Genomic DNA, 17,438 nt, shown 5'->3' with positions numbered 1-17,438 from the left:
TATTCAATGTTTGATGAGGCAGCAAGAATAGCGTCATTGTCGTTTCAAACTATCCCTACTCCCATTAAAATTTCTCATATATTAACTTTCAAAACAGAGGCATTTCAAAATAATGTCATCCTTCAAATTAAAATCACTCATGTGAATAACTAAAACCACTTCTTTCGAATAAAATAAAAAGGCTCTGAAGATTTCTCCCGTCTTCAGGGCCTTTTGTTTGCTTATGAAATTGGTAATGTCACAATAAATCGAACCCCATGCGGTTGATTATCAGCGACCGTAATTGAACCGTGGTGTTCATTTACGATCCATTTAGCAATGGCTAAACCGAGACCATTTCCGCCAGTTTTACTATTCCGCGATTTATCAATCCGATAAAAGCGTTCAAAAATGCGGTGCTTATTTTGATTAGAAATAGTGGTGCCGTTGTTGGCAACCATGATTCTTAATTTATTGTGATGAATTTTTGAAACTTCAAAACTAATTTTGCCATTATGATAATCCGTGTATTTAACAGAATTATCTAACAGAATCACTAGCAATTGATGAATCAAATCCGGATCAAATTCAGCTGTTCCGCTGGCGTTAATTTGAACGTTAAATTGTTTATGCTGGCTTTTAATACCAACTGAATACGGTTGAATAATTTGCGCAAACCATTGTTTAATATCAACCCTAGCCTTCTGAATTTGAATCAATCCGGAATCAGAACGGGCCAGCGTCAATAAACGTTGAATTAACGTTTGCAGATGCTGGGTTTCATTTAACGACGTTGAAATTGATCTGGATTCATCGATCACCTTCGCATTCGGTTTGGTTAGCAAATATTCCAATTGATTCCGGATCACCGTCAGTGGTGTTCTTAATTCATGGGCGGCATTCGAACTAAATTCCCGTTGTCTTTGCCAAGCTTTAACAATTGGCCGCATTGTATTCTTCGAAAGAACGTACGCAATAACGATTGCCAATATCCAAGCAGTAATCAAAGTAATTGCTAAAGCAATCCGCAGTGTATTCAACGATGCCAAGTTACCGTCAATATTTTCTAAAATTAAAACATATGCAATTCCATTCGGATATACCTGGGGATTACGAATCAATAATGCTTGAAAATTACTATCGGATCCGCCATTGTTCAACGTTAAACGGTGGGAACGGTTTAAATCTTGGGTTCTTAGTTTAACCTTCTTGATCATGTATTGATCACGTTTGTTAAACGATGCTTGATTCAAGATTTGACCTTCCCGATTAAACATGATGATATTAGCTTGAAATGGTGAATGAGCGGTTGGTGGCTGGGGCCTAAATCCAAGTTGTGATTGATAATCTTGATGCACTAAATTCTTGGTAATTTGCATCTTCTGATTCATTAATTCGCCATTAATGTTATGATCATTCAATTTTTGAAAGGCAAAATTAATGATGATGCCAAGGGTCAAGAATAGAATGGCAAACGTAATTAATTCTTCCATGAAGAATTTAAATTGCTGTCTTTGCTCTGTATTCATTTTTGAACGTCATCTTCCATCATGTAGCCAACGCCACGTACGGTTTTAATTGGCTGTTGATTATGAATGGCTTTAATTTTACGTCTTAAATTACTCATATAAACTTCCACCACGGTAATTGAAGTATCAGATTCAAATCCCCAGAGCCGATTGAAAATCTGTTCCTTTGTGATGATAATGTTAGGATTTTGGAGAAAGTAAACCAGTAAATCGTATTCTTTCCCGTTTAATTTTAGGGGCTGGTTAAAATACGTCGTCGACCGATTATCTAAATCGACAGCAAAATGATTTTTATTAAGCGTTCGTGTGTCGCTAATGACACCCGACCTTCTTAATAGTGCTTTGATCCGTAGAATTAATTCTTCCCTGTGAAACGGTTTGGTTAAATAATCATCCGCCCCATCAGAAAAGCCCTTAATCTTATCGTTTAAAGTATCTTTCGCGGTTAAAATTAATACTGGTAAATCTAATTGATCCTTTTCCCGCCAGTGTTTCAAAATATCATAACCACTAATTCCAGGGAGCATTAAATCTAAAACCGCTAAATCATAGATGTTTTCTTCACCCAGTGCCTGACCTTCATAACCGTCGTGTGAAATTTTAACGTTCGCAAATGGTTTCAAAAAAGTGGCAACACTATTGGCTAAAGTCGCATCGTCTTCAATTAATAGAATATCTAAATTTTTCATTTTACAATTTCCTTTAGTAAATTGATTTAATGAAATCATAACATAATTTAGGCTGTGAAATCACTGTTACAATCAATGTTTAACAAAAATGTTTCACGTGAAACATTTTGGGTGTGACACAAGAGACGCAATTTATTTTTAAAATTAAATTGCGTCTCTTGTATTAATAAAAAGCTTTGTTTAAATTTTTTAAACATAATAAAGTATTAAGGATTATAAGGATCATTAGAAACAGGAAATCCAGATTCTTCAACTATTTTAAATACTTTATCCATTCCTATCATCATTGGATAGTAATCTTTATTCCCAAATGGATCGACTCTCAAATCATTATAGTCTTTATGTACATATTTAAACCCAAATTTTTTGTAAAATTCAACTGCACTATTTTTTGATTGTAACGTTATCGCTGTCATTCCAATATTAGCAATCGAATACATCAAATAAAGATTATTGAAAAGATAAAACATCATTTTAGTTCCGATTTTATTTCTTTGAAATCTTTTATCAACAGCAAAATCATTTATTTTAATAACCGGAAATCTGACAGTTGATTCAATATATGAATTGGAATAATCTATATCAGAAAAATTATCAGCATCTATTTTTCCAGATATTAATATTAAAGAAGCAGCAATCGAATAATATCCCAACGGCTTCTTGTTACCCTCACTATTAATACTATTTATTAACGCCAGTTTTGGAATCTATTTTTGCTGTTTCTTTTAAATATTCATTTAAATTATTATATCCGCAATTAAAATTTGATAAATTTAAAAGAGAAGAATTAATATTCTCACCATGGATTTCAAGAACGTCTTCTAATGTTTTATTACGCATTTAAAATAATCTGCTACTTTCTGTATTTCTTTTTGTTCCTTTTTTAGATTAGGTTTACCAACAAATTGATTTACGGTCGATTTAAAATCACTTTTACTATAGCTGCGCATTTATACGACCTCCAAATATATAACAATTTTCCATTTTGTTAATTGTAGCATACAATTGTTTATCATAATGATATATAACGCAACAAAACCACAACCTAGTTTTTTAAACTAAATTGTGGTTTTTAATTTTAAATGATTTAATTAATACTTTGGTTCCCACTTAGTGTCTTGGATGGCTTGATCAATATCTTTGATTGGTTGCTTATTCAATCCCTGTTTAACAACACTTTTAGCAACGGCTCTAGCAACCGTATCAGAAAATTGATTCAACTTTGATACTGGTGGCAAAATGGCAGCCCCTGGTTTTTCAGGATCAACAATCCCACCTAGTGAATGGGCAGCGGCAGAAATCATTTCATCGTTTAAGACCTTAGCTTGTGAAGCAATCACACCTAAACCTAATCCAGGGTAAACTAAAGCGTTGTTAGCCTGACCAATTTCATAATCAACACCATTGACATTGACTGGTTCACTAGGGGTTCCGGTTGCAACCAGTGCCTTTCCATTAGTCCACTTCATAATGTCATCAGCGGTTGCTTCGATTAATTTAGTGGGGTTAGAAATTGGCATAACAATCGGCCGTTTAGTATGAGCCGCCATTGCCTGGATCACTTCCTTGGTAAAGGCATTATGCTGGGTTGAAGTGCCGACCATGATGGTGGGTTGAACCGCTTTAACGACTCCTAATAAATTATTCAATTTTTCGGGATGATCAAATTCACTTCGTTTTCTAGCAAACGGTTTTTGTTCCGGTGTCAAACTAGGATCGTCATCGAATAATAAGCCCTGTTTATCAACCATGTAGAAATGTTTCTTAGCTTCTTCGGGACTTAACCCTTGTTGCAAAAATTCATCATAAACCCGGCTGGTAATTCCAGCACCAGCGGTTCCCGCACCAAAGCAAAGGTACTTTTGATCAACCATTTTTTCTTTGGAAATATTCAAAGCCCCTAGAATGGCAGCTAAAATAATAATTCCTGTTCCTTGGATATCATCGTTAAAAACGGTGTATTGATCCTTATACTTGTCTAAAATGTTGGCAGCGTTACTGCGACCAAAGTCTTCAAAGTGAAGGTACATTTTGGGAAACAATTCTTCAGCGGCGTGAACAAATTGATCAACAAAGTTATAGTAAGGTTGACCAGTTACACGTTGATGACGGTTACCTAAGTACATTGGATCATCTAATAATTTTTGATTATTGGTTCCAACGTCTAATGAAACGGGAAGGACTTGGCTCGGATCAATTCCGGCAGCGGCAGTATAAACCATCAGTTTACCGACTGCGATATCAACACCGTTGGTTCCCCAGTCACCAATTCCTAAGATTCCTTCTGCATCGGTAACAACGATTAAACGAATATCGCGACCATCAGCAGCATTTTTCAATGCTTCTTTGATGGAAGCTTTTGATTTCTGTTCATCAATTGAAAGAAAAGTGGCATTTTGTGGATCAACAAAAATTTCACTATAATTTTCAATTGAATCTGCAATTGTTGGATCGTAGACAATTGGCATAAATTCAACGACGTGCTGACTAAATAATTTGTAGAATAAAACGCGGTTTTCGTTAAAAATTTCCATCAAGAATTGGCGTTTTAATAAATCAGATGGTTTCGTTTTGTATTGAGCATATGCTTGTTTAGCCTGTTCATCCAACGTCTGGACGTAAGGTGGCAACATGCCTTCTAAGTGTAAATTTTTTCGTTCAGTTTTTGTAAAAGCGGTTCCTTTATTTTTAAATGGGTCGTTTAAAATATTACTCATTATAATTCCCCTTTCATTGCTAAAATTTATAACGTCATTTTAGAATGCCGCCTCAGATATAGTCAAAAGAAGCATTTATTATAAGTAATTTTTATAACAATGATAAAATAAAACTAATTAATTTGAAAAAGGAATGTTATCCATGAACATCCGCGACCTCGAATATTTTATTACCCTCGTTGAGCTAAAAAATTTCTCAAGAACCGCTAAACATTTTCATGTTTCACAACCGACCATTACCCTTGCTTTGAAACGATTAGAGAATGAAATGGGCGCTCAATTAATCATTCGAAACCGTTATCAACGATTAATCGTTACGGATAGCGGTAGGCAGTTATTAAAGCATGCCAAGCAAATCGTGAAAAGCAGCCAAATATCCAAAAAAGAAATTGCTAATTTAAAGCGAAAGAAGCTACGGATTGGTTTACCACCGATCATCGAAGCCGAATACTTTGCACCAATTGCGAAACGATTAAAGGATAATGGCCTACTTCAATCCATTGAAACCTTTGAATTTGGTTCCGAAAATTTATTGAAACAATTAAAGCAGGGTAAAATTGATTTTGCCTTTTTAGGAACCCTCAATTCATTAAATGATAATGATATTGACCTCCATGAATTTGCCAGAAAACCCTTCAAAATTTTTGTATCCAAGAATAATCGATTAAACAACAATCATAATCTTCATTTCAAAGCACTAAAAGATTATGATTTTGTGATTTTTAAAAATGGTTTTATTCAAAATGAAGCCCTTAAAATGCTAGCACAGCGCAACAAATTTACACCTAAAATTGCCTTTCAATCGTACACCACTAATAGTTTACTGAACATGATTGCTGATGACGTCGGGATTGGGTTCTTCATGTCATCATTAACTGTCGATCCAAATCGAATTACCAAGCTAGCATTAAAAGATCATGATGTTCCCCAATTTGTTATGAGCATGGCAACCCGTCATCTACAGGTATTTAATCCGATCCAGCGAAAAATCATTGATATTATTAAAGAAACGATTGGTAATATTAACGAAAATTAAAAGAAGAAAAATTCTATTTTTAGAATTTTTCTTCTTAATAATGCCCATAAGCAGATAATATTAAAACCATTTTGTTATTTTCATCAATTGTATATACCACAGAATGTTTATTCTTCTTGAATACTTACCAGCACCAGGTAGAAATAATTTTTCAAAGCGCTGATTATTTTCATAAGAATTAACTTTTAAATGACTATAAACAGAATCAAATTGTTTAGTTAAATTAGATTTCTTTATTTTAATAATATCTTTTAATGCCAAATTCAAGATTTGAATTTTCCACATTAAATTTTACTCCAATCAATATTTCCATTTTTATTTTCTGGTAAAGGAGTTACCTTTCCACCTTTTTTCTCACGCTTAATTGCTTCAGGAAGTTGTCCATTCATCATTAATGACATTGTTTCTTGTAATGCATCATAATCTGATTTACTCATAATAACAGCTTCTTTACCGGTGGATTGAGAACTATTGATCATGACTGGAGAATGATTTTCATTAACTTGTTTTAAGATTCCAAAAAACTTTTGACGTGCAGAAGTAGGAGAAAAGAATGTTTTATTAGTCATAATAAGTACCACCTTTCTGTATATTTATTTATACTATGTACCTATTTTACGTACATGTATTTTATAAAAATATTAACGAAAACATTCCGCAATCTTAGCAATCCTCTTTAAGAAGCGTTTCCGTTTTTGCTGTGAAATACCACGCATATAGTATAAAGAAGTATGTTTAATTGATTTGATTCCACACATTTTTAAGCATTGTTTCTTCAGTACATTTCCATAATCCTGTTGAAATAGTTTAACGTATATCATTGGAGTATCATTGGTATTAACAATCCATGCAGTCCGGCCCTTTAATAAACCAATCGGAAATAATCCTTGATAATAATACGCAAAATTCTTAACGAACACTCGGTCAATAAATCCTTTTAAAATAGCTGGCATTCCGCTCCACCAAATTGGAAAAATGAAGATAATTTTTTCAGACCACTTAATTAATTCACAGTATTTTTGAATTTCAGGATCATAAATTAAATTCCGTCTCCGATGTTTTCGATCAAAATGCAAAACCGGATCAAAATGATCCTGATACAAATCAATCACCTTAATTTGATTTTGATTTGAAAGATGTTGAATAATATTTTCTTCAATTATATGGTTAAAACCAGTATGATTAGGGTAAGCATAAATAATTAGAATTTTGATGTTAATTCATCCCCTTTTATTTATCATAATGAATCGTAATGATAAATATAAGAAGGCAAAATTAATTCACTATCTATCAAAAAATATTCATACTTTACTAAAGTAAAGTTAAAGCAGGTGTTACTTTGCAAAAGAATCAAACCAATGACTGCCCAATTCAACCATTTATTGAAATTATTAGTGGAAAATGGTCAGCAATCGTCTTGTGGGAAATCTATAACGGAAATAATCATTACGGAAAACTCAAACGTAGTATCCCCGGAATTAGTACAAGGACATTATCATTAAGATTAAGAAAGCTAGAAACAAAAAATATTCTTGAACGTCATATTTTAGATAACAATCCACCAACCGTTAAATATACATTCACAGCAAAAGGAAAAGCTCTAGCACCAATTTTGTATCAAATGAAAAATTGGTCGATGAAATATAATCAATAAAAAATCCCACAATCACATCGTGATCATGGGACTTTTTTCATGTTCATTTTTAAACGATAATCATTGTTAATAAGATTCCTAAAATAATGATCCGAATGACGTGGTGCATAATGTGAAAATGACGGGAGTAAATGCCATTAGCAATCGCACATGCAACGACAACGATACTTGATACGATGGAAATTACAATGAAAGTTTCGCGGCTAACAATAAAATATTCTAATGGAATGATGCCAGCTAAAAAAGTAATGATATCAGCGATGATGATTCCCGTTTCATAATCATCATTCTTTAATTCATTAAAAGCATCAATAACGGCTACTACAGCAATCAATAACATTAATAGTATTAGTAAAATACTTCCAATTAAGTTTAGCATTACGACTTACCCCTCGCAATTGGATTCTCCCTTATTACTAACTCTTTATAAGTGAATAATAGCACCAAGTCATAGCGATAACAACTATATGTCCATTTGAATTTAGAGTTATTAATATTTCTTATTAAGGAACGTTGCTTTGACTATATGCTGGATATCAATGTAATATTTTAAACAGTAATTTTAAATTTTAAGGAGTGAAATTATGAGTACCTTTTTAAACTCAATCCAAAGTGTCTTAGTCGTTGTTATCATTATGATCTTAGGCTATATCTTAAGAAAGACCGGCTGGTTTGCTGATACATTCGGTGCTAACATTGCTAAATTTATCAAAAACATCGCACTGCCAGCATCCATTTTTGTTTCGGTTTTGCAAAAATTAACCCGTGATAAACTAATTAGTTTCTCTAGTTATCTGATTTGGGGAATCATTTCAGTCATTATTGGCTACATCATTTCGTATATCCTAGTCAAAGTATTAAAAGTCAGGAAGGGGCGTCGTGGTGTATTCATCAATGCCATCGTCAATGCCAACACCATTTTCATTGGTTTGCCACTAAACCTTGCCCTCTTTGGTGATAATAGTATGACTTACTTCCTGGTTTATTATATTATTAATACCGTTTCTACCTGGGCATTTGGGGTCTTCTTAATTAGTAATGATGATCCGACCAAGGAAAATCAACCAAAAGAAAAGCATCACATTAATTGGAAACAAGTTTTGCCGATGCCACTCGTTGGTTTTCTTGTCGCCCTTGTGTTCTTGTTGACTAACATTCCAGTTTTAAAGGTACCATTTGTTGCCCAAAGTCTAGGGTACGTCGGCAGTTTAGTTACACCATTATCACTAATCTACATTGGAATCGTCTTAGCTGATGCTGGATTAAAGAGTATTCGTTTTGATCGTGATACCGTGGTTGCATTACTAGGCCGTTTCGTAATGTCCCCGGTTGTCATGATTATCTTAATGATCATTGCCGGCCACATGGTTCCAGATTTACCAAAATTGCTATCACAAACCATGATTATTCAATCGGCAACACCAATGTTAGCGGTTCTTCCAATTCTAGCTGCTGATGCCCACGGTGATGTTAAATATGCAACCAACATTGTCACAACATCAACCGTTCTGTTCATCGTTGTTATTCCAATTTTGATGACCATTATCCAGTATATTTAATTTAAAAGATTCAATGAAAGCAAACTTGTTTTCATTGAATTTTTTATTAGATATTTGTGATTTTTAGTGCTACTATAACTTTAGCCACCAAGGAGGAATGCCAAATGCCACTAATGAGAATCGATGTTATCAAGGGTCACGACCAAGAATTTTTAAAGAAACTAATGCAAATTGCTTACAGAACTCAAACCGATGCTTTTCACACCCCCGTCGGTGATCGTTATCAAGTTTTAACTCAGCACGAACCATTTGAAATGCAAATCGGTGACACTGGTTTAGGATATAAACACACTAAAAACGTTGTCATATTTAACGTAATTCACCGTCCTAAATCAACGAAAGAAAAGCAACAATTCTATACAACGCTAGTCAACCGCTTAAATCAGGAACTGCACATCAGAAAAGAAGATGTTATTTTCACGATGGTGTCTAATCACGACGATGACTGGAGCTTTGGTGATGGTGAAATGCAATTTATTAATGGAAAATTATAGTTTACAATTCAACGATCAATAATAAAGAATCGCTCTATCAAGCGGTTTTTTTTCTATTCATTTTAAATTTATTAAATTACTTTACATACTATATTATATGTCGTATACTATTTTACATAGAATAGCATGGTAGATCAGATAAAGGAAATGATAATAATGTTACTGTTAACTCTGTTATTATTCACAGCTAAAGTCGTTAAATGGATTTGTTTAGTCTTTGCCATCTTATTTTTATTCAACTATTTTGAAAATCGTCACACGGATGTTAACGAGGCTAAAGGTGCTTTAAATGGATTTATTGGAGCAAGTATGATTGTTGTAATAATGTTTACCCTCTCACTATTTATTTAAAACGGTGCTAATAATTTCACAATTAATTAATCTTCCCTTATAGTAACTATAAGACTGAAGATTTGAGGTGAAATTAATGAAAACCAAAGAACAATTATTAACGGTCAAGCAAGCCGCCGATAAAACCGGTTTAAGCACTTATACCGTTAGATTCTATACTGATAAGGGATTAATTCCAACCATTAAAAGAAATAATAATAACCAACGTCAATATGATTACATCGCATTAGAATGGCTATTAGTATGCAAATACCTTAGACAGACTGGCATGTCCATCAAACAGTTACAACAATATGTCCACCTTTGTTTAGTGGGCAAAGAAACCGTTCCGACAAGATATCAAATGTTAGTTAAACAACAGCAAAAATTAGTTGATAAAATTAAAGCCGATCAAAAACAAATGGATTTTTTAAAATTTAAATTGAATGCATACCAAAAATTAATGCATAGTGATCAGGATGAAGATATCTTTAATCCCAATAATTACTACTTTAAAATCAAATAAAATAAAGCCCACATTTTAATAATGTGGGCTTTATTTGAAAGGATTTTTCAATCAAGGTCAATTTATTTAGTTTTATCTAGGGTCAATTTCAACCGTTGCTGAAACGGGTCCATCTTCTAACATTGGTGGCATGTAAGGACTTCCAGCATATTTAGTTTGATATGCTTGATTAATTTTAGCATCCAGATTTTTATCGCCAGAAGCATCCTTAAAAGTCACTTCATAATCTTGTCCATTCAAATGGATTTTGCCAGCTTTTTGAGTCATTGCTGATTGATGCCATCTAGAATTTTGACCATTAAATGCCCGAACGTAAAGGTGGTTGTCAGCAACAACTGACCAAATCCATGTTGGGGTTCCGTACGTTTTACCATCGGAATAAAATGGTGAAATGTGCATGTCATCAGCCTTTGCAAATCCATTTAATTGTTCTTTAGTCCATTCTTTTGCCATATCAATTCCTCCATTCATTTCGTATTTCATCTGTATTAAAACACCCTCGTGTAACTAGAAGGCAAATATTTTACTTCATAATTTCTAAATATTTAACTGGAACGTAATCAACCAGCCAAATTCCACTTTTGGTCGGATAAAATGATAATCCATCATGAGCTGCCAGTTTAGCATGTACAATTAAAATAATTGGATTTGGATCCCGTCTAGCGCCAACTTGATGCGCCATTTTTGTAGTGGTTGATAAATGGGCAAAATCACGATCCATCTTTTTAATGCCTTCAACTAAAATCAATTTAGTAGCTGAATGGGTGGTGCCATGGTATAAAATATCCGGTGGCATCTTATTAGTCGTCAGTAATTTAACTGGAATACTATGACCATATAAAGCTCTGATTTGGCCGTTTTCAATTGCAAACCGTTTTTTATCACCATTTCGGATGATCTTTTGAATTATTGGTATATCAATTGGATGCCCATAATGATTATTGAATTTTTTTATAAATAAATTAACGTTGACGCGTCCATATGGATCTAAATGAACCCCAATTTTATCTGGATGGTGCCTCAGAACATATGACATCCGCTTACTGATCTTTTTCATTCGATAATCCAAATCATCATCCCCACCATATTGATTTTACATCCCCATTTTAAAATGACTATGTTATAATTCAAATAATTAAAAATGGAGGTTATAAAATGAAAAATGTATTGATCTCAACGACCGAAAATTTACCTGGCCATACGTATGAAGTGATTGGTGAAGTTTTTGGTGTCACCACCCAATCAAGAGATGTCTTTTCCAACATTGGTGCCGGTCTTAAGAACCTTGTCGGTGGTGAAATTAAAGGTTATACTAAAATGCTCCAAGAATCCCGGGAAAAATCAATTGAACGGATGAAACAGGAAGCCATTGATAAGGGTGGCGATGCCATCGTGATGATGCGTTTTGATTCCGCATCGATCGGTCAAGATATGCAATCAGTGGTGGCATATGGAACCGCTGTTAAACTAAATGATTAAAAAATAAAAATCCGTTAGCAGAATCAATTTTCTGTTAACGGATTATTTTATTTTCGGATATATTTATCGTTTTCAGGATTGACATTGATTTGATGAAACATTTCCACTTTCATCTTCAAGTCATACTTGTTCCTTAATTTAGCAATCTCACTCATCATCTTAGTACCATGATGAGCATTTAATGCTTCCTGGCTCGTCCACTTATCAATCAAAAGGACCGTGTGTGCATCGTCAAATGGCTGATAATACTTATAACTAAGGTTATCTTTTTCATTCCTGATTTGATCTGCAATCCCCTTCGACTCCATTTCCTTAGCAAATTGAAAGGCATTGTCGCCTTTTCCGGTGTAAAACAAATGCAAGGTAATTGCCATATTAAATCATCCTCTTTTTATTTAACAATCTTCGAATTAATTTCCTTCGGAATAAAGTGGTTAATCTGATATTCAGCATCGTTAGGGTAGAATGGGTCGCCTTTTAAAATTTGATGAAGTTCATCATCGTTCTTGGTTTTAGCGATGATGACACCAGCATTTTTAAATGTCTGACTAGGTCCTAAAATTAAGAAATTCCCCTTTTTAAAGTATTTCATGAACCATTGTCTGTGACCTTTAATTTTTTCGTCATCGAAATTAGTAATTTTGATTTGAATTACGTCCATTTTAAATCACTCTCCTATTCATTCATACCTAAAATCGGTAATTGATCTTTTTCTAGATATTGAACGTATTTAACAGCCTGACGTTTTAAATCATCATCAGAAATACTTGAAGCCCCTTCAGTAATGAATGGTTTAGTGAACTTGGTCCCGATTAAATTACTGGTAGCTTGAAACGGTCTTAACAATTCATGAACGGTATAGTGCATTTGACCATCATGACTGTAGCCAGTCGCGCCTGGTGAAACGGCAATTAATAATTCTTTATTTTTTAATTGATTACCAGAAGAACCATAGGCCCAGCCGTAAGTCAAAACTTGGTCTTCCCATTTTTTCAACAAAGATGGACTACTATACCAATACATTGGAAATTGTAAGACAATTCGATCGTATTTTAATAAAAATTGATGTTCAGCTTCAACATCAATCTTGCCACCTGGGTATAAATCATATTCTCTTCTAACTTCGATTCCATGATTAGTTGCTTCACTTGCTAAGTGGCGGTTTACATTTGATTGATTAAAATTAGGGTGAAATAATAAAATTCCGGTTTTTTTCATTTTAATTCCTCCTTTAAACAATTATTAATGATATTAGGTTACAGTAACACTAAGTCAAATCAAAATATAAAAAAATAAAAACGCGTTACCAAAATTAAATTGGCAACGTGTTTTTGCGTTCAATTAGAAACGATGGCGGTGATAATAAGAATGGTGATATGGATGGTAATGATAATCATAGTGGTGATAGTAATGACGGTAATATCTCCGCTCATATTTCCGCTCATAGTGTCGTTTAACTGCATGATGAACGGCACCCGCGATTACCGCATCCCGGACATAATGATGACGGTGGTGAGGATAGTATCTACCGGTCCGACTTTCACGACGGTCATTAAAAGTTGGTGCACCGGCTGGTGTTGGTACTTTCATTGAACGGTCAATTTCAGAACGGCCATTTTCATAGTTAAATTTGATACCGGGTTGAACATTAAATAGATAGACATTAAAATTTAGCGTTTTATCGGTAGAAATAGCTTGCAGATGAACACCCCGTGCCATTAATTCGTCATTTCTAAAGATTGGCTGAACCTGATAAATAACTTTTTTCCCGTTTCGAAGTGCATTGCGGACCTTACTTTCATAAATGGTTTGAACCTTTTGATTACTAAAGGCGGTTTGGGTAAACAAGTTCTTGGGATTGTTTTGATCCCCACTCTGAACATCCGGCTCATACTTACCGTTGACACTGATGCCCTTGGATAAACTGTAAGCAATTTCATGCCCACGGTTAATAATGGCTTCATTATTAACGAACTTTTGGTGCCATCCAGTTGGTTGGAAGTACTGCGTCGTTCTTAAACTGTCATTGGCAACATTTTTACGATCCAAATAGGCAGTATTACCGGAAGATGCACGGTTTAATGAATCCAGATCACTATAAATCACGTGATTAGTTTTCCAATCTTTCGGATTTAACGTTGAATGATTATGATTTAATTCCACGTAGGCTACATTTCCCGACTGATAGTTTAATTTTGCTAGATCAGTCTTTGTAACATGTTTCTTTTTAGCAGTCTGTTTAACCTGCTGGTTCTGCATACTGGCAGACTGACTCTGATCAGATGAGCTTTGGCATCCCACTAATAATCCACCTGATAGTGCAATGATACCCAAAGCAATTAATTTTTTAAACTTCATTTCTGAACCCCACTTCAATCAAATAATAGATACCTACTATTTTACCATGGATTCAAAAATTAAAACTGCCAGTTAAATGACAGTTTTATAATGTTATATTTCTTTTAATCCTTTAGATGACAAATGATAAATACTAACACCATTTTCATGTGCTAATTTTACATTAAAATTATGAGCAACTTCTAAAACAATTGATGGTAAATGATAAATTAATTGATGAATTTCATCTGCTCTTTTTTCATCCAAACTTGATGTAATTTCATCTAGTATAAAAATGGGTTTCTTTCTTAACAAACCACGGGCAATTGCAATTCGTTGTGCTTGTCCGCCGGAAACATTACCACCGTTATTTATAATTTTAAAATCTAATGCGTGGTGTCCTAATTCTTGATTTAATCCAACCGCTGTCATTACTTTTTCCAACTGTTGATCAGAATAATTTTGATAAAGGGTCAAATTATCACGGATCGTTCCGTCAAAAAGCCATACTGATTGTGAAATGAAGACGAAATCCTGTGGCTGAATCGAACCATCTTCAAATCTAACACTTCCGAAACTAGAGGTCAGCTGTCCTGCAATCATATCAAGTAGTGTTGATTTACCAACGCCTGATGGCCCTGTAATGATGACCTTTTTATTTTTAGCCACTTTTAAATTAACATTTTTAAAAATCACTTTATGGTTTCGTTCAGCAGCTAAATGGCTAATATTTAGGCCTTGATTAACATCTAATTTAGGCTGATCATTTCCATGATTTGGCCCAAAATCTAATTTAACCGTTCTTAATTTGTTAGTACTTACAATCATACTTTGAAATGATGTTAGTTCACGAATCCCACCAACGACTGAATCTGCCGTTAGCATTAATGTAATGATCACGCTAGGTGTAATTCTTAATGCTGGAACATGCGATAATGCAATTCCAATTATGATTGGTAAAAAGAAGGACACAATGGCAAACACCCATGCACAGAATTGAATCAAATATTGAAATGCCGTCATTTTTTGGTATTTGGCTTCCTCATGATTCAATTTTTGAGCAAATTTATTCATGAAAATTGCTTTAACGTTAAAATTACGAATTTCCATTCGGCCCTGAAAGATATCCTTCATAATGGCAACTAATTTTGCATTAGCTAGACTCCATCGGGAAGCAAACCGCCCCATTTCATTTTTACCAATATGACTTGGCAAGAATGATAATGTTGACAACATAATATAGATGAATCCTAAAACTAGATTAGTTTTCAAGACAAAAACAGTTGATGTGATAACCGCAACTGCAGTTTGCGCCATCATAAATACTGGTGAAAAATACTGTTGTTCAATTTGTTTGGCAACATTTGAAACCGTATTAATCGCATCTGAAGCTTCCACCGTTTGATTAAATGAATCATTAAATTTAGTTTTAAAAAACAATGCTTTTAAATTTTGGTTTAAAATTTGAATTGCCTTACTTTTAACGATTAAGAAGCCAAAAGCGGATAGATATGTAATTAAGTAAGCTAAGAATACGGTATTAAAAAAATTGAAATGGCATGTAAATCATTAAAATTTAATTTTGCAATTTGACCAATTACAAAACCATTTAAAACCGCCTCAAAAGAACTTAAAATACATAGAACGATAACAACCATGGTAATTGTTCACGGCAGTTTGCTTATGACCCATTTTAAATTGATCTGCTCATTCATAAGTTTCATCCTTTATTTAATTGACTTCATATTCTCTAGAACTTTTGGAATGCGGGGTAATAATAAACTAATGTAAGTAATTAAAACGATTCCAATTACGACATAAAGAATTCCACCGTTATGAATAGTTTGGAATAAAAAGGTAAATAGCAAAATTCCAATTGGCATGATTGACATATTAACGGTCATCAAAGTAGAACTCACCCGACCTAACAAATGGGGAGCGACTTTCTTTTGCATCACAACCTGGGCGGTGATATTAATAATTAGAAGTACAAATGCCATGATGAAGACGTCTAAGCCACCTAAAATTGACATGGTCATTGCGGTATGCACATTCATAAATATGAATCCTAAAGCAATTAGTAAAAGGTTAAAAACATAAATTGGAATCACGAATTTCAAAAAGAAGTGTGGTTTTCGATCTGGAATAATGCTCATAAAAATACTGCCAACCAGCATTCCAACTGATATACAGGTGCTCAGAACCCCGACTGGATAATTACCTAAACCTAACCGGGTCTTAATCATGAATGGCATCCCAACCGTCAAAGCAGTGTATCCAAAATTGAATACTACCCCAATAATCATAAAGTACTTAATCAATTTAAAATGGTTAACGTATTGCATCGCCACCTTAAATTTGCCCCATGAAGATAATTTTTCCTCTTTTTTCTTTTCAACGTCCATATCAGCATCATAATGAAAGTGCATCGTCAAAGTAATTAATAATGTAATTACATTTGAAATCACTTCAATCACTAGGAAGCCTTCAAATCCAACGACACTATAAAGAACGACACCTAACATTTGCGAAAAAATAGAGGAAAATGAACTAGCACTCTGGGTCAATGAATTCAGGCGTTGAAGGCTATGGTTATTCACTAACTCATGAACAGAAGCACTATAGCTAGTTCCATTAAAATTAACTGAAATCGAATCACAAATTAAAAATAGAACAACTGGAATAAGTTTTCCACTATCATGAAATAAATTAATTGTCAGTCCTAAAAGGATAATCGCAGCAATTCTAGCAATCATGCTCCAAATTAAAATTGTTTTATGCTTGTATGTATCAACAATGTTTCCAATCGGCACCAGAAATAAAATACCAACAATAGGTGAAATTAACATATCAACACCAAAACTAATTGCTGAATGGGTTTGATCCAGCAACATCAGGCCTAATCCCATCGTGAACATATCCCCACTTAAAGTCCCAATTAAGTTACTACTGGCATCCTTCACAATTTGGACGTTCGATTCATGATCAGTTATTTTTATTTTTGAATGTGAAGCGCCTAAGTCTTCAGCCATTTAATACCATCCGCCTTTAAATCAATTTGCTTTTAATTATAAACTGATTAGAAAATATTGCAATTCAATTAGAAACA

The 17,438-nt window shown here is 33.9% G+C and carries 23 protein-coding genes and 2 pseudogenes; 7 read left to right on the top strand and 18 right to left on the bottom strand.

Annotated features, from left to right (window positions below; translation table 11 throughout):
• Window positions 1–221 precede the first annotated feature (221 nt).
• From WR164_RS00690 to WR164_RS00670, 5 genes are all read right to left on the bottom strand, one after another.
• Complete coding sequence (locus WR164_RS00690; protein ID WP_286135618.1) at window positions 222–1,508, bottom strand: sensor histidine kinase; 1,287 nt, start codon at window positions 1,506–1,508, stop codon at window positions 222–224.
• Window positions 1,505–2,197 carry a response regulator transcription factor gene (locus WR164_RS00685; protein ID WP_286135617.1) on the bottom strand — a complete coding sequence of 231 codons (693 nt, stop codon included), beginning with the start codon at window positions 2,195–2,197 and terminating at the stop codon, window positions 1,505–1,507. The genes WR164_RS00690 and WR164_RS00685 overlap by 4 nt, the downstream gene beginning before the upstream one ends.
• A gap of 206 nt (window positions 2,198–2,403) precedes the next feature.
• Complete coding sequence (locus WR164_RS00680; protein WP_286135616.1) at window positions 2,404–2,850, bottom strand: GNAT family N-acetyltransferase; 447 nt, start codon at window positions 2,848–2,850, stop codon at window positions 2,404–2,406.
• 28 nt (window positions 2,851–2,878) lie between these two features.
• Window positions 2,879–3,037 carry a hypothetical protein gene (locus tag WR164_RS00675; protein WP_286135615.1) on the bottom strand — a complete coding sequence of 53 codons (159 nt, stop codon included), beginning with the start codon at window positions 3,035–3,037 and terminating at the stop codon, window positions 2,879–2,881.
• Window positions 3,038–3,288: 251 nt separating this feature from the next.
• Window positions 3,289–4,914, bottom strand: a complete 1,626-nt coding sequence (locus tag WR164_RS00670; protein WP_286135614.1) for a malolactic enzyme — start codon at window positions 4,912–4,914, stop codon at window positions 3,289–3,291.
• Between the two features lie 142 nt (window positions 4,915–5,056).
• Here WR164_RS00670 and WR164_RS00665 point away from each other — a divergent pair, with 142 nt between their 5' ends.
• Window positions 5,057–5,950, top strand: a complete 894-nt coding sequence (locus WR164_RS00665; RefSeq protein ID WP_286135613.1) for a LysR substrate-binding domain-containing protein — start codon at window positions 5,057–5,059, stop codon at window positions 5,948–5,950.
• A gap of 60 nt (window positions 5,951–6,010) precedes the next feature.
• Here the strand turns inward: WR164_RS00665 and WR164_RS00660 are convergent, their stop codons facing one another.
• The 3 genes from WR164_RS00660 to WR164_RS00650 all read right to left on the bottom strand — a co-directional run bounded on the left by WR164_RS00660 (window position 6,011) and on the right by WR164_RS00650 (window position 7,164).
• Window positions 6,011–6,235: a hypothetical protein gene (locus WR164_RS00660; protein WP_286135612.1), complete on the bottom strand. Its 225-nt coding sequence runs from the start codon at window positions 6,233–6,235 to the stop codon at window positions 6,011–6,013.
• Window positions 6,235–6,519, bottom strand: a complete 285-nt coding sequence (locus WR164_RS00655) for a type II toxin-antitoxin system Phd/YefM family antitoxin (protein ID WP_286135611.1) — start codon at window positions 6,517–6,519, stop codon at window positions 6,235–6,237. Before WR164_RS00655 ends, WR164_RS00660 begins: the two co-directional genes overlap by 1 nt.
• Window positions 6,520–6,591: 72 nt before the next feature.
• On the bottom strand, window positions 6,592–7,164 hold the full coding sequence (locus WR164_RS00650; RefSeq protein WP_286136867.1) for an NAD(P)H-dependent oxidoreductase: 573 nt from the start codon (window positions 7,162–7,164) through the stop codon (window positions 6,592–6,594).
• Window positions 7,165–7,289: 125 nt separating this feature from the next.
• Between WR164_RS00650 and WR164_RS00645 the strand changes: the two genes are divergently transcribed.
• Entirely contained in the window at window positions 7,290–7,604 is a 315-nt protein-coding gene (locus WR164_RS00645; protein ID WP_286135610.1) for a winged helix-turn-helix transcriptional regulator, read from the top strand.
• 49 nt (window positions 7,605–7,653) lie between these two features.
• On the opposite strand, the gene WR164_RS00640 is transcribed toward WR164_RS00645, so the two are convergent.
• Window positions 7,654–7,983 (bottom strand): hypothetical protein, encoded by a 330-nt coding sequence (locus WR164_RS00640; protein WP_286135609.1) that lies wholly within the window; start codon window positions 7,981–7,983, stop codon window positions 7,654–7,656.
• Window positions 7,984–8,188: 205 nt separating this feature from the next.
• Between WR164_RS00640 and WR164_RS00635 the strand changes: the two genes are divergently transcribed.
• The 4 genes from WR164_RS00635 to WR164_RS00620 all read left to right on the top strand — a co-directional run bounded on the left by WR164_RS00635 (window position 8,189) and on the right by WR164_RS00620 (window position 10,513).
• A complete protein-coding gene (locus tag WR164_RS00635; protein ID WP_286135608.1) occupies window positions 8,189–9,163 on the top strand; it encodes an AEC family transporter in 975 nt (324 codons plus the stop codon).
• Window positions 9,164–9,267: 104 nt separating this feature from the next.
• On the top strand, window positions 9,268–9,657 hold the full coding sequence (locus WR164_RS00630) for a tautomerase family protein (RefSeq protein WP_286135607.1): 390 nt from the start codon (window positions 9,268–9,270) through the stop codon (window positions 9,655–9,657).
• A gap of 156 nt (window positions 9,658–9,813) precedes the next feature.
• Window positions 9,814–10,008 carry a hypothetical protein gene (locus tag WR164_RS00625; RefSeq protein ID WP_286135606.1) on the top strand — a complete coding sequence of 65 codons (195 nt, stop codon included), beginning with the start codon at window positions 9,814–9,816 and terminating at the stop codon, window positions 10,006–10,008.
• A 76-nt stretch (window positions 10,009–10,084) separates the two neighbouring features.
• Window positions 10,085–10,513: a MerR family transcriptional regulator gene (locus WR164_RS00620; RefSeq protein ID WP_286135605.1), complete on the top strand. Its 429-nt coding sequence runs from the start codon at window positions 10,085–10,087 to the stop codon at window positions 10,511–10,513.
• Between the two features lie 72 nt (window positions 10,514–10,585).
• Here WR164_RS00620 and WR164_RS00615 read toward each other — a convergent pair whose 3' ends face one another.
• The gene (locus WR164_RS00615; protein ID WP_286135604.1) at window positions 10,586–10,966 is read right to left on the bottom strand and encodes a DUF2255 family protein; all 381 of its coding nucleotides are present in this window, start codon (window positions 10,964–10,966) and stop codon (window positions 10,586–10,588) included.
• 70 nt (window positions 10,967–11,036) lie between these two features.
• Window positions 11,037–11,582, bottom strand: coding sequence for an RNA 2'-phosphotransferase (locus tag WR164_RS00610; RefSeq protein ID WP_286135603.1), 546 nt, complete (start codon window positions 11,580–11,582; stop codon window positions 11,037–11,039).
• Window positions 11,583–11,668: 86 nt separating this feature from the next.
• Between WR164_RS00610 and WR164_RS00605 the strand changes: the two genes are divergently transcribed.
• Window positions 11,669–11,992, top strand: coding sequence for a heavy metal-binding domain-containing protein (locus tag WR164_RS00605; RefSeq protein ID WP_286135602.1), 324 nt, complete (start codon window positions 11,669–11,671; stop codon window positions 11,990–11,992).
• Window positions 11,993–12,039: 47 nt separating this feature from the next.
• Here the strand turns inward: WR164_RS00605 and WR164_RS00600 are convergent, their stop codons facing one another.
• From WR164_RS00600 to WR164_RS00570, 7 genes and pseudogenes are all read right to left on the bottom strand, one after another.
• Window positions 12,040–12,366: a putative quinol monooxygenase gene (locus tag WR164_RS00600; protein ID WP_286135601.1), complete on the bottom strand. Its 327-nt coding sequence runs from the start codon at window positions 12,364–12,366 to the stop codon at window positions 12,040–12,042.
• 17 nt (window positions 12,367–12,383) lie between these two features.
• The gene (locus WR164_RS00595; protein ID WP_286135600.1) at window positions 12,384–12,653 is read right to left on the bottom strand and encodes a YciI family protein; all 270 of its coding nucleotides are present in this window, start codon (window positions 12,651–12,653) and stop codon (window positions 12,384–12,386) included.
• A gap of 14 nt (window positions 12,654–12,667) precedes the next feature.
• Window positions 12,668–13,210: an NAD(P)H-dependent oxidoreductase gene (locus tag WR164_RS00590; protein ID WP_286135599.1), complete on the bottom strand. Its 543-nt coding sequence runs from the start codon at window positions 13,208–13,210 to the stop codon at window positions 12,668–12,670.
• A 354-nt stretch (window positions 13,211–13,564) separates the two neighbouring features.
• A pseudogene (locus WR164_RS00585) lies at window positions 13,565–14,350 on the bottom strand (DNA/RNA non-specific endonuclease); the annotation flags it as partial.
• Between the two features lie 93 nt (window positions 14,351–14,443).
• Entirely contained in the window at window positions 14,444–15,157 is a 714-nt protein-coding gene (locus tag WR164_RS00580; RefSeq protein WP_286136866.1) for an ATP-binding cassette domain-containing protein, read from the bottom strand.
• Between the two features lie 84 nt (window positions 15,158–15,241).
• A pseudogene (locus tag WR164_RS00575) lies at window positions 15,242–15,856 on the bottom strand (ABC transporter transmembrane domain-containing protein); the annotation flags it as partial.
• A 200-nt stretch (window positions 15,857–16,056) separates the two neighbouring features.
• Window positions 16,057–17,361 carry an MFS transporter gene (locus WR164_RS00570; RefSeq protein ID WP_286135598.1) on the bottom strand — a complete coding sequence of 435 codons (1,305 nt, stop codon included), beginning with the start codon at window positions 17,359–17,361 and terminating at the stop codon, window positions 16,057–16,059.
• Between the last annotated feature and the right edge of the window lie 77 nt (window positions 17,362–17,438).

Origin of the sequence: Philodulcilactobacillus myokonensis, assembly GCF_027923585.1 — a bacterium.
Classification (GTDB): domain Bacteria; phylum Bacillota; class Bacilli; order Lactobacillales; family Lactobacillaceae; genus Philodulcilactobacillus; species Philodulcilactobacillus myokonensis.
The sequence above is the reverse complement of the archived record's forward strand: the minus strand, read 5'-3'. Positions and strand labels throughout refer to the sequence as shown.

Bases quoted from the DNA above. Each gene is read 5' to 3' on its own strand.
- WR164_RS00690 (WP_286135618.1), bottom strand. From the start codon at position 1,508: ATGAATACAGAGCAAAGACAGCAATTTAAATTCTTCATGGAAGAATTA.
- WR164_RS00685 (WP_286135617.1), bottom strand. From the start codon at position 2,197: ATGAAAAATTTAGATATTCTATTAATTGAAGACGATGCGACTTTAGCC.
- WR164_RS00675 (WP_286135615.1), bottom strand. From the start codon at position 3,037: ATGCGTAATAAAACATTAGAAGACGTTCTTGAAATCCATGGTGAGAAT.
- WR164_RS00670 (WP_286135614.1), bottom strand. From the start codon at position 4,914: ATGAGTAATATTTTAAACGACCCATTTAAAAATAAAGGAACCGCTTTT.
- WR164_RS00665 (WP_286135613.1), top strand. From the start codon at position 5,057: ATGAACATCCGCGACCTCGAATATTTTATTACCCTCGTTGAGCTAAAA.
- WR164_RS00660 (WP_286135612.1), bottom strand. From the start codon at position 6,235: ATGTGGAAAATTCAAATCTTGAATTTGGCATTAAAAGATATTATTAAA.
- WR164_RS00655 (WP_286135611.1), bottom strand. From the start codon at position 6,519: ATGACTAATAAAACATTCTTTTCTCCTACTTCTGCACGTCAAAAGTTT.
- WR164_RS00640 (WP_286135609.1), bottom strand. From the start codon at position 7,983: ATGCTAAACTTAATTGGAAGTATTTTACTAATACTATTAATGTTATTG.
- WR164_RS00635 (WP_286135608.1), top strand. From the start codon at position 8,189: ATGAGTACCTTTTTAAACTCAATCCAAAGTGTCTTAGTCGTTGTTATC.
- WR164_RS00630 (WP_286135607.1), top strand. From the start codon at position 9,268: ATGCCACTAATGAGAATCGATGTTATCAAGGGTCACGACCAAGAATTT.
- WR164_RS00625 (WP_286135606.1), top strand. From the start codon at position 9,814: ATGTTACTGTTAACTCTGTTATTATTCACAGCTAAAGTCGTTAAATGG.
- WR164_RS00620 (WP_286135605.1), top strand. From the start codon at position 10,085: ATGAAAACCAAAGAACAATTATTAACGGTCAAGCAAGCCGCCGATAAA.
- WR164_RS00615 (WP_286135604.1), bottom strand. From the start codon at position 10,966: ATGGCAAAAGAATGGACTAAAGAACAATTAAATGGATTTGCAAAGGCT.
- WR164_RS00605 (WP_286135602.1), top strand. From the start codon at position 11,669: ATGAAAAATGTATTGATCTCAACGACCGAAAATTTACCTGGCCATACG.
- WR164_RS00600 (WP_286135601.1), bottom strand. From the start codon at position 12,366: ATGGCAATTACCTTGCATTTGTTTTACACCGGAAAAGGCGACAATGCC.
- WR164_RS00595 (WP_286135600.1), bottom strand. From the start codon at position 12,653: ATGGACGTAATTCAAATCAAAATTACTAATTTCGATGACGAAAAAATT.
- WR164_RS00590 (WP_286135599.1), bottom strand. From the start codon at position 13,210: ATGAAAAAAACCGGAATTTTATTATTTCACCCTAATTTTAATCAATCA.
- WR164_RS00580 (WP_286136866.1), bottom strand. From the start codon at position 15,157: ATGATTGTAAGTACTAACAAATTAAGAACGGTTAAATTAGATTTTGGG.
- WR164_RS00570 (WP_286135598.1), bottom strand. From the start codon at position 17,361: ATGGCTGAAGACTTAGGCGCTTCACATTCAAAAATAAAAATAACTGAT.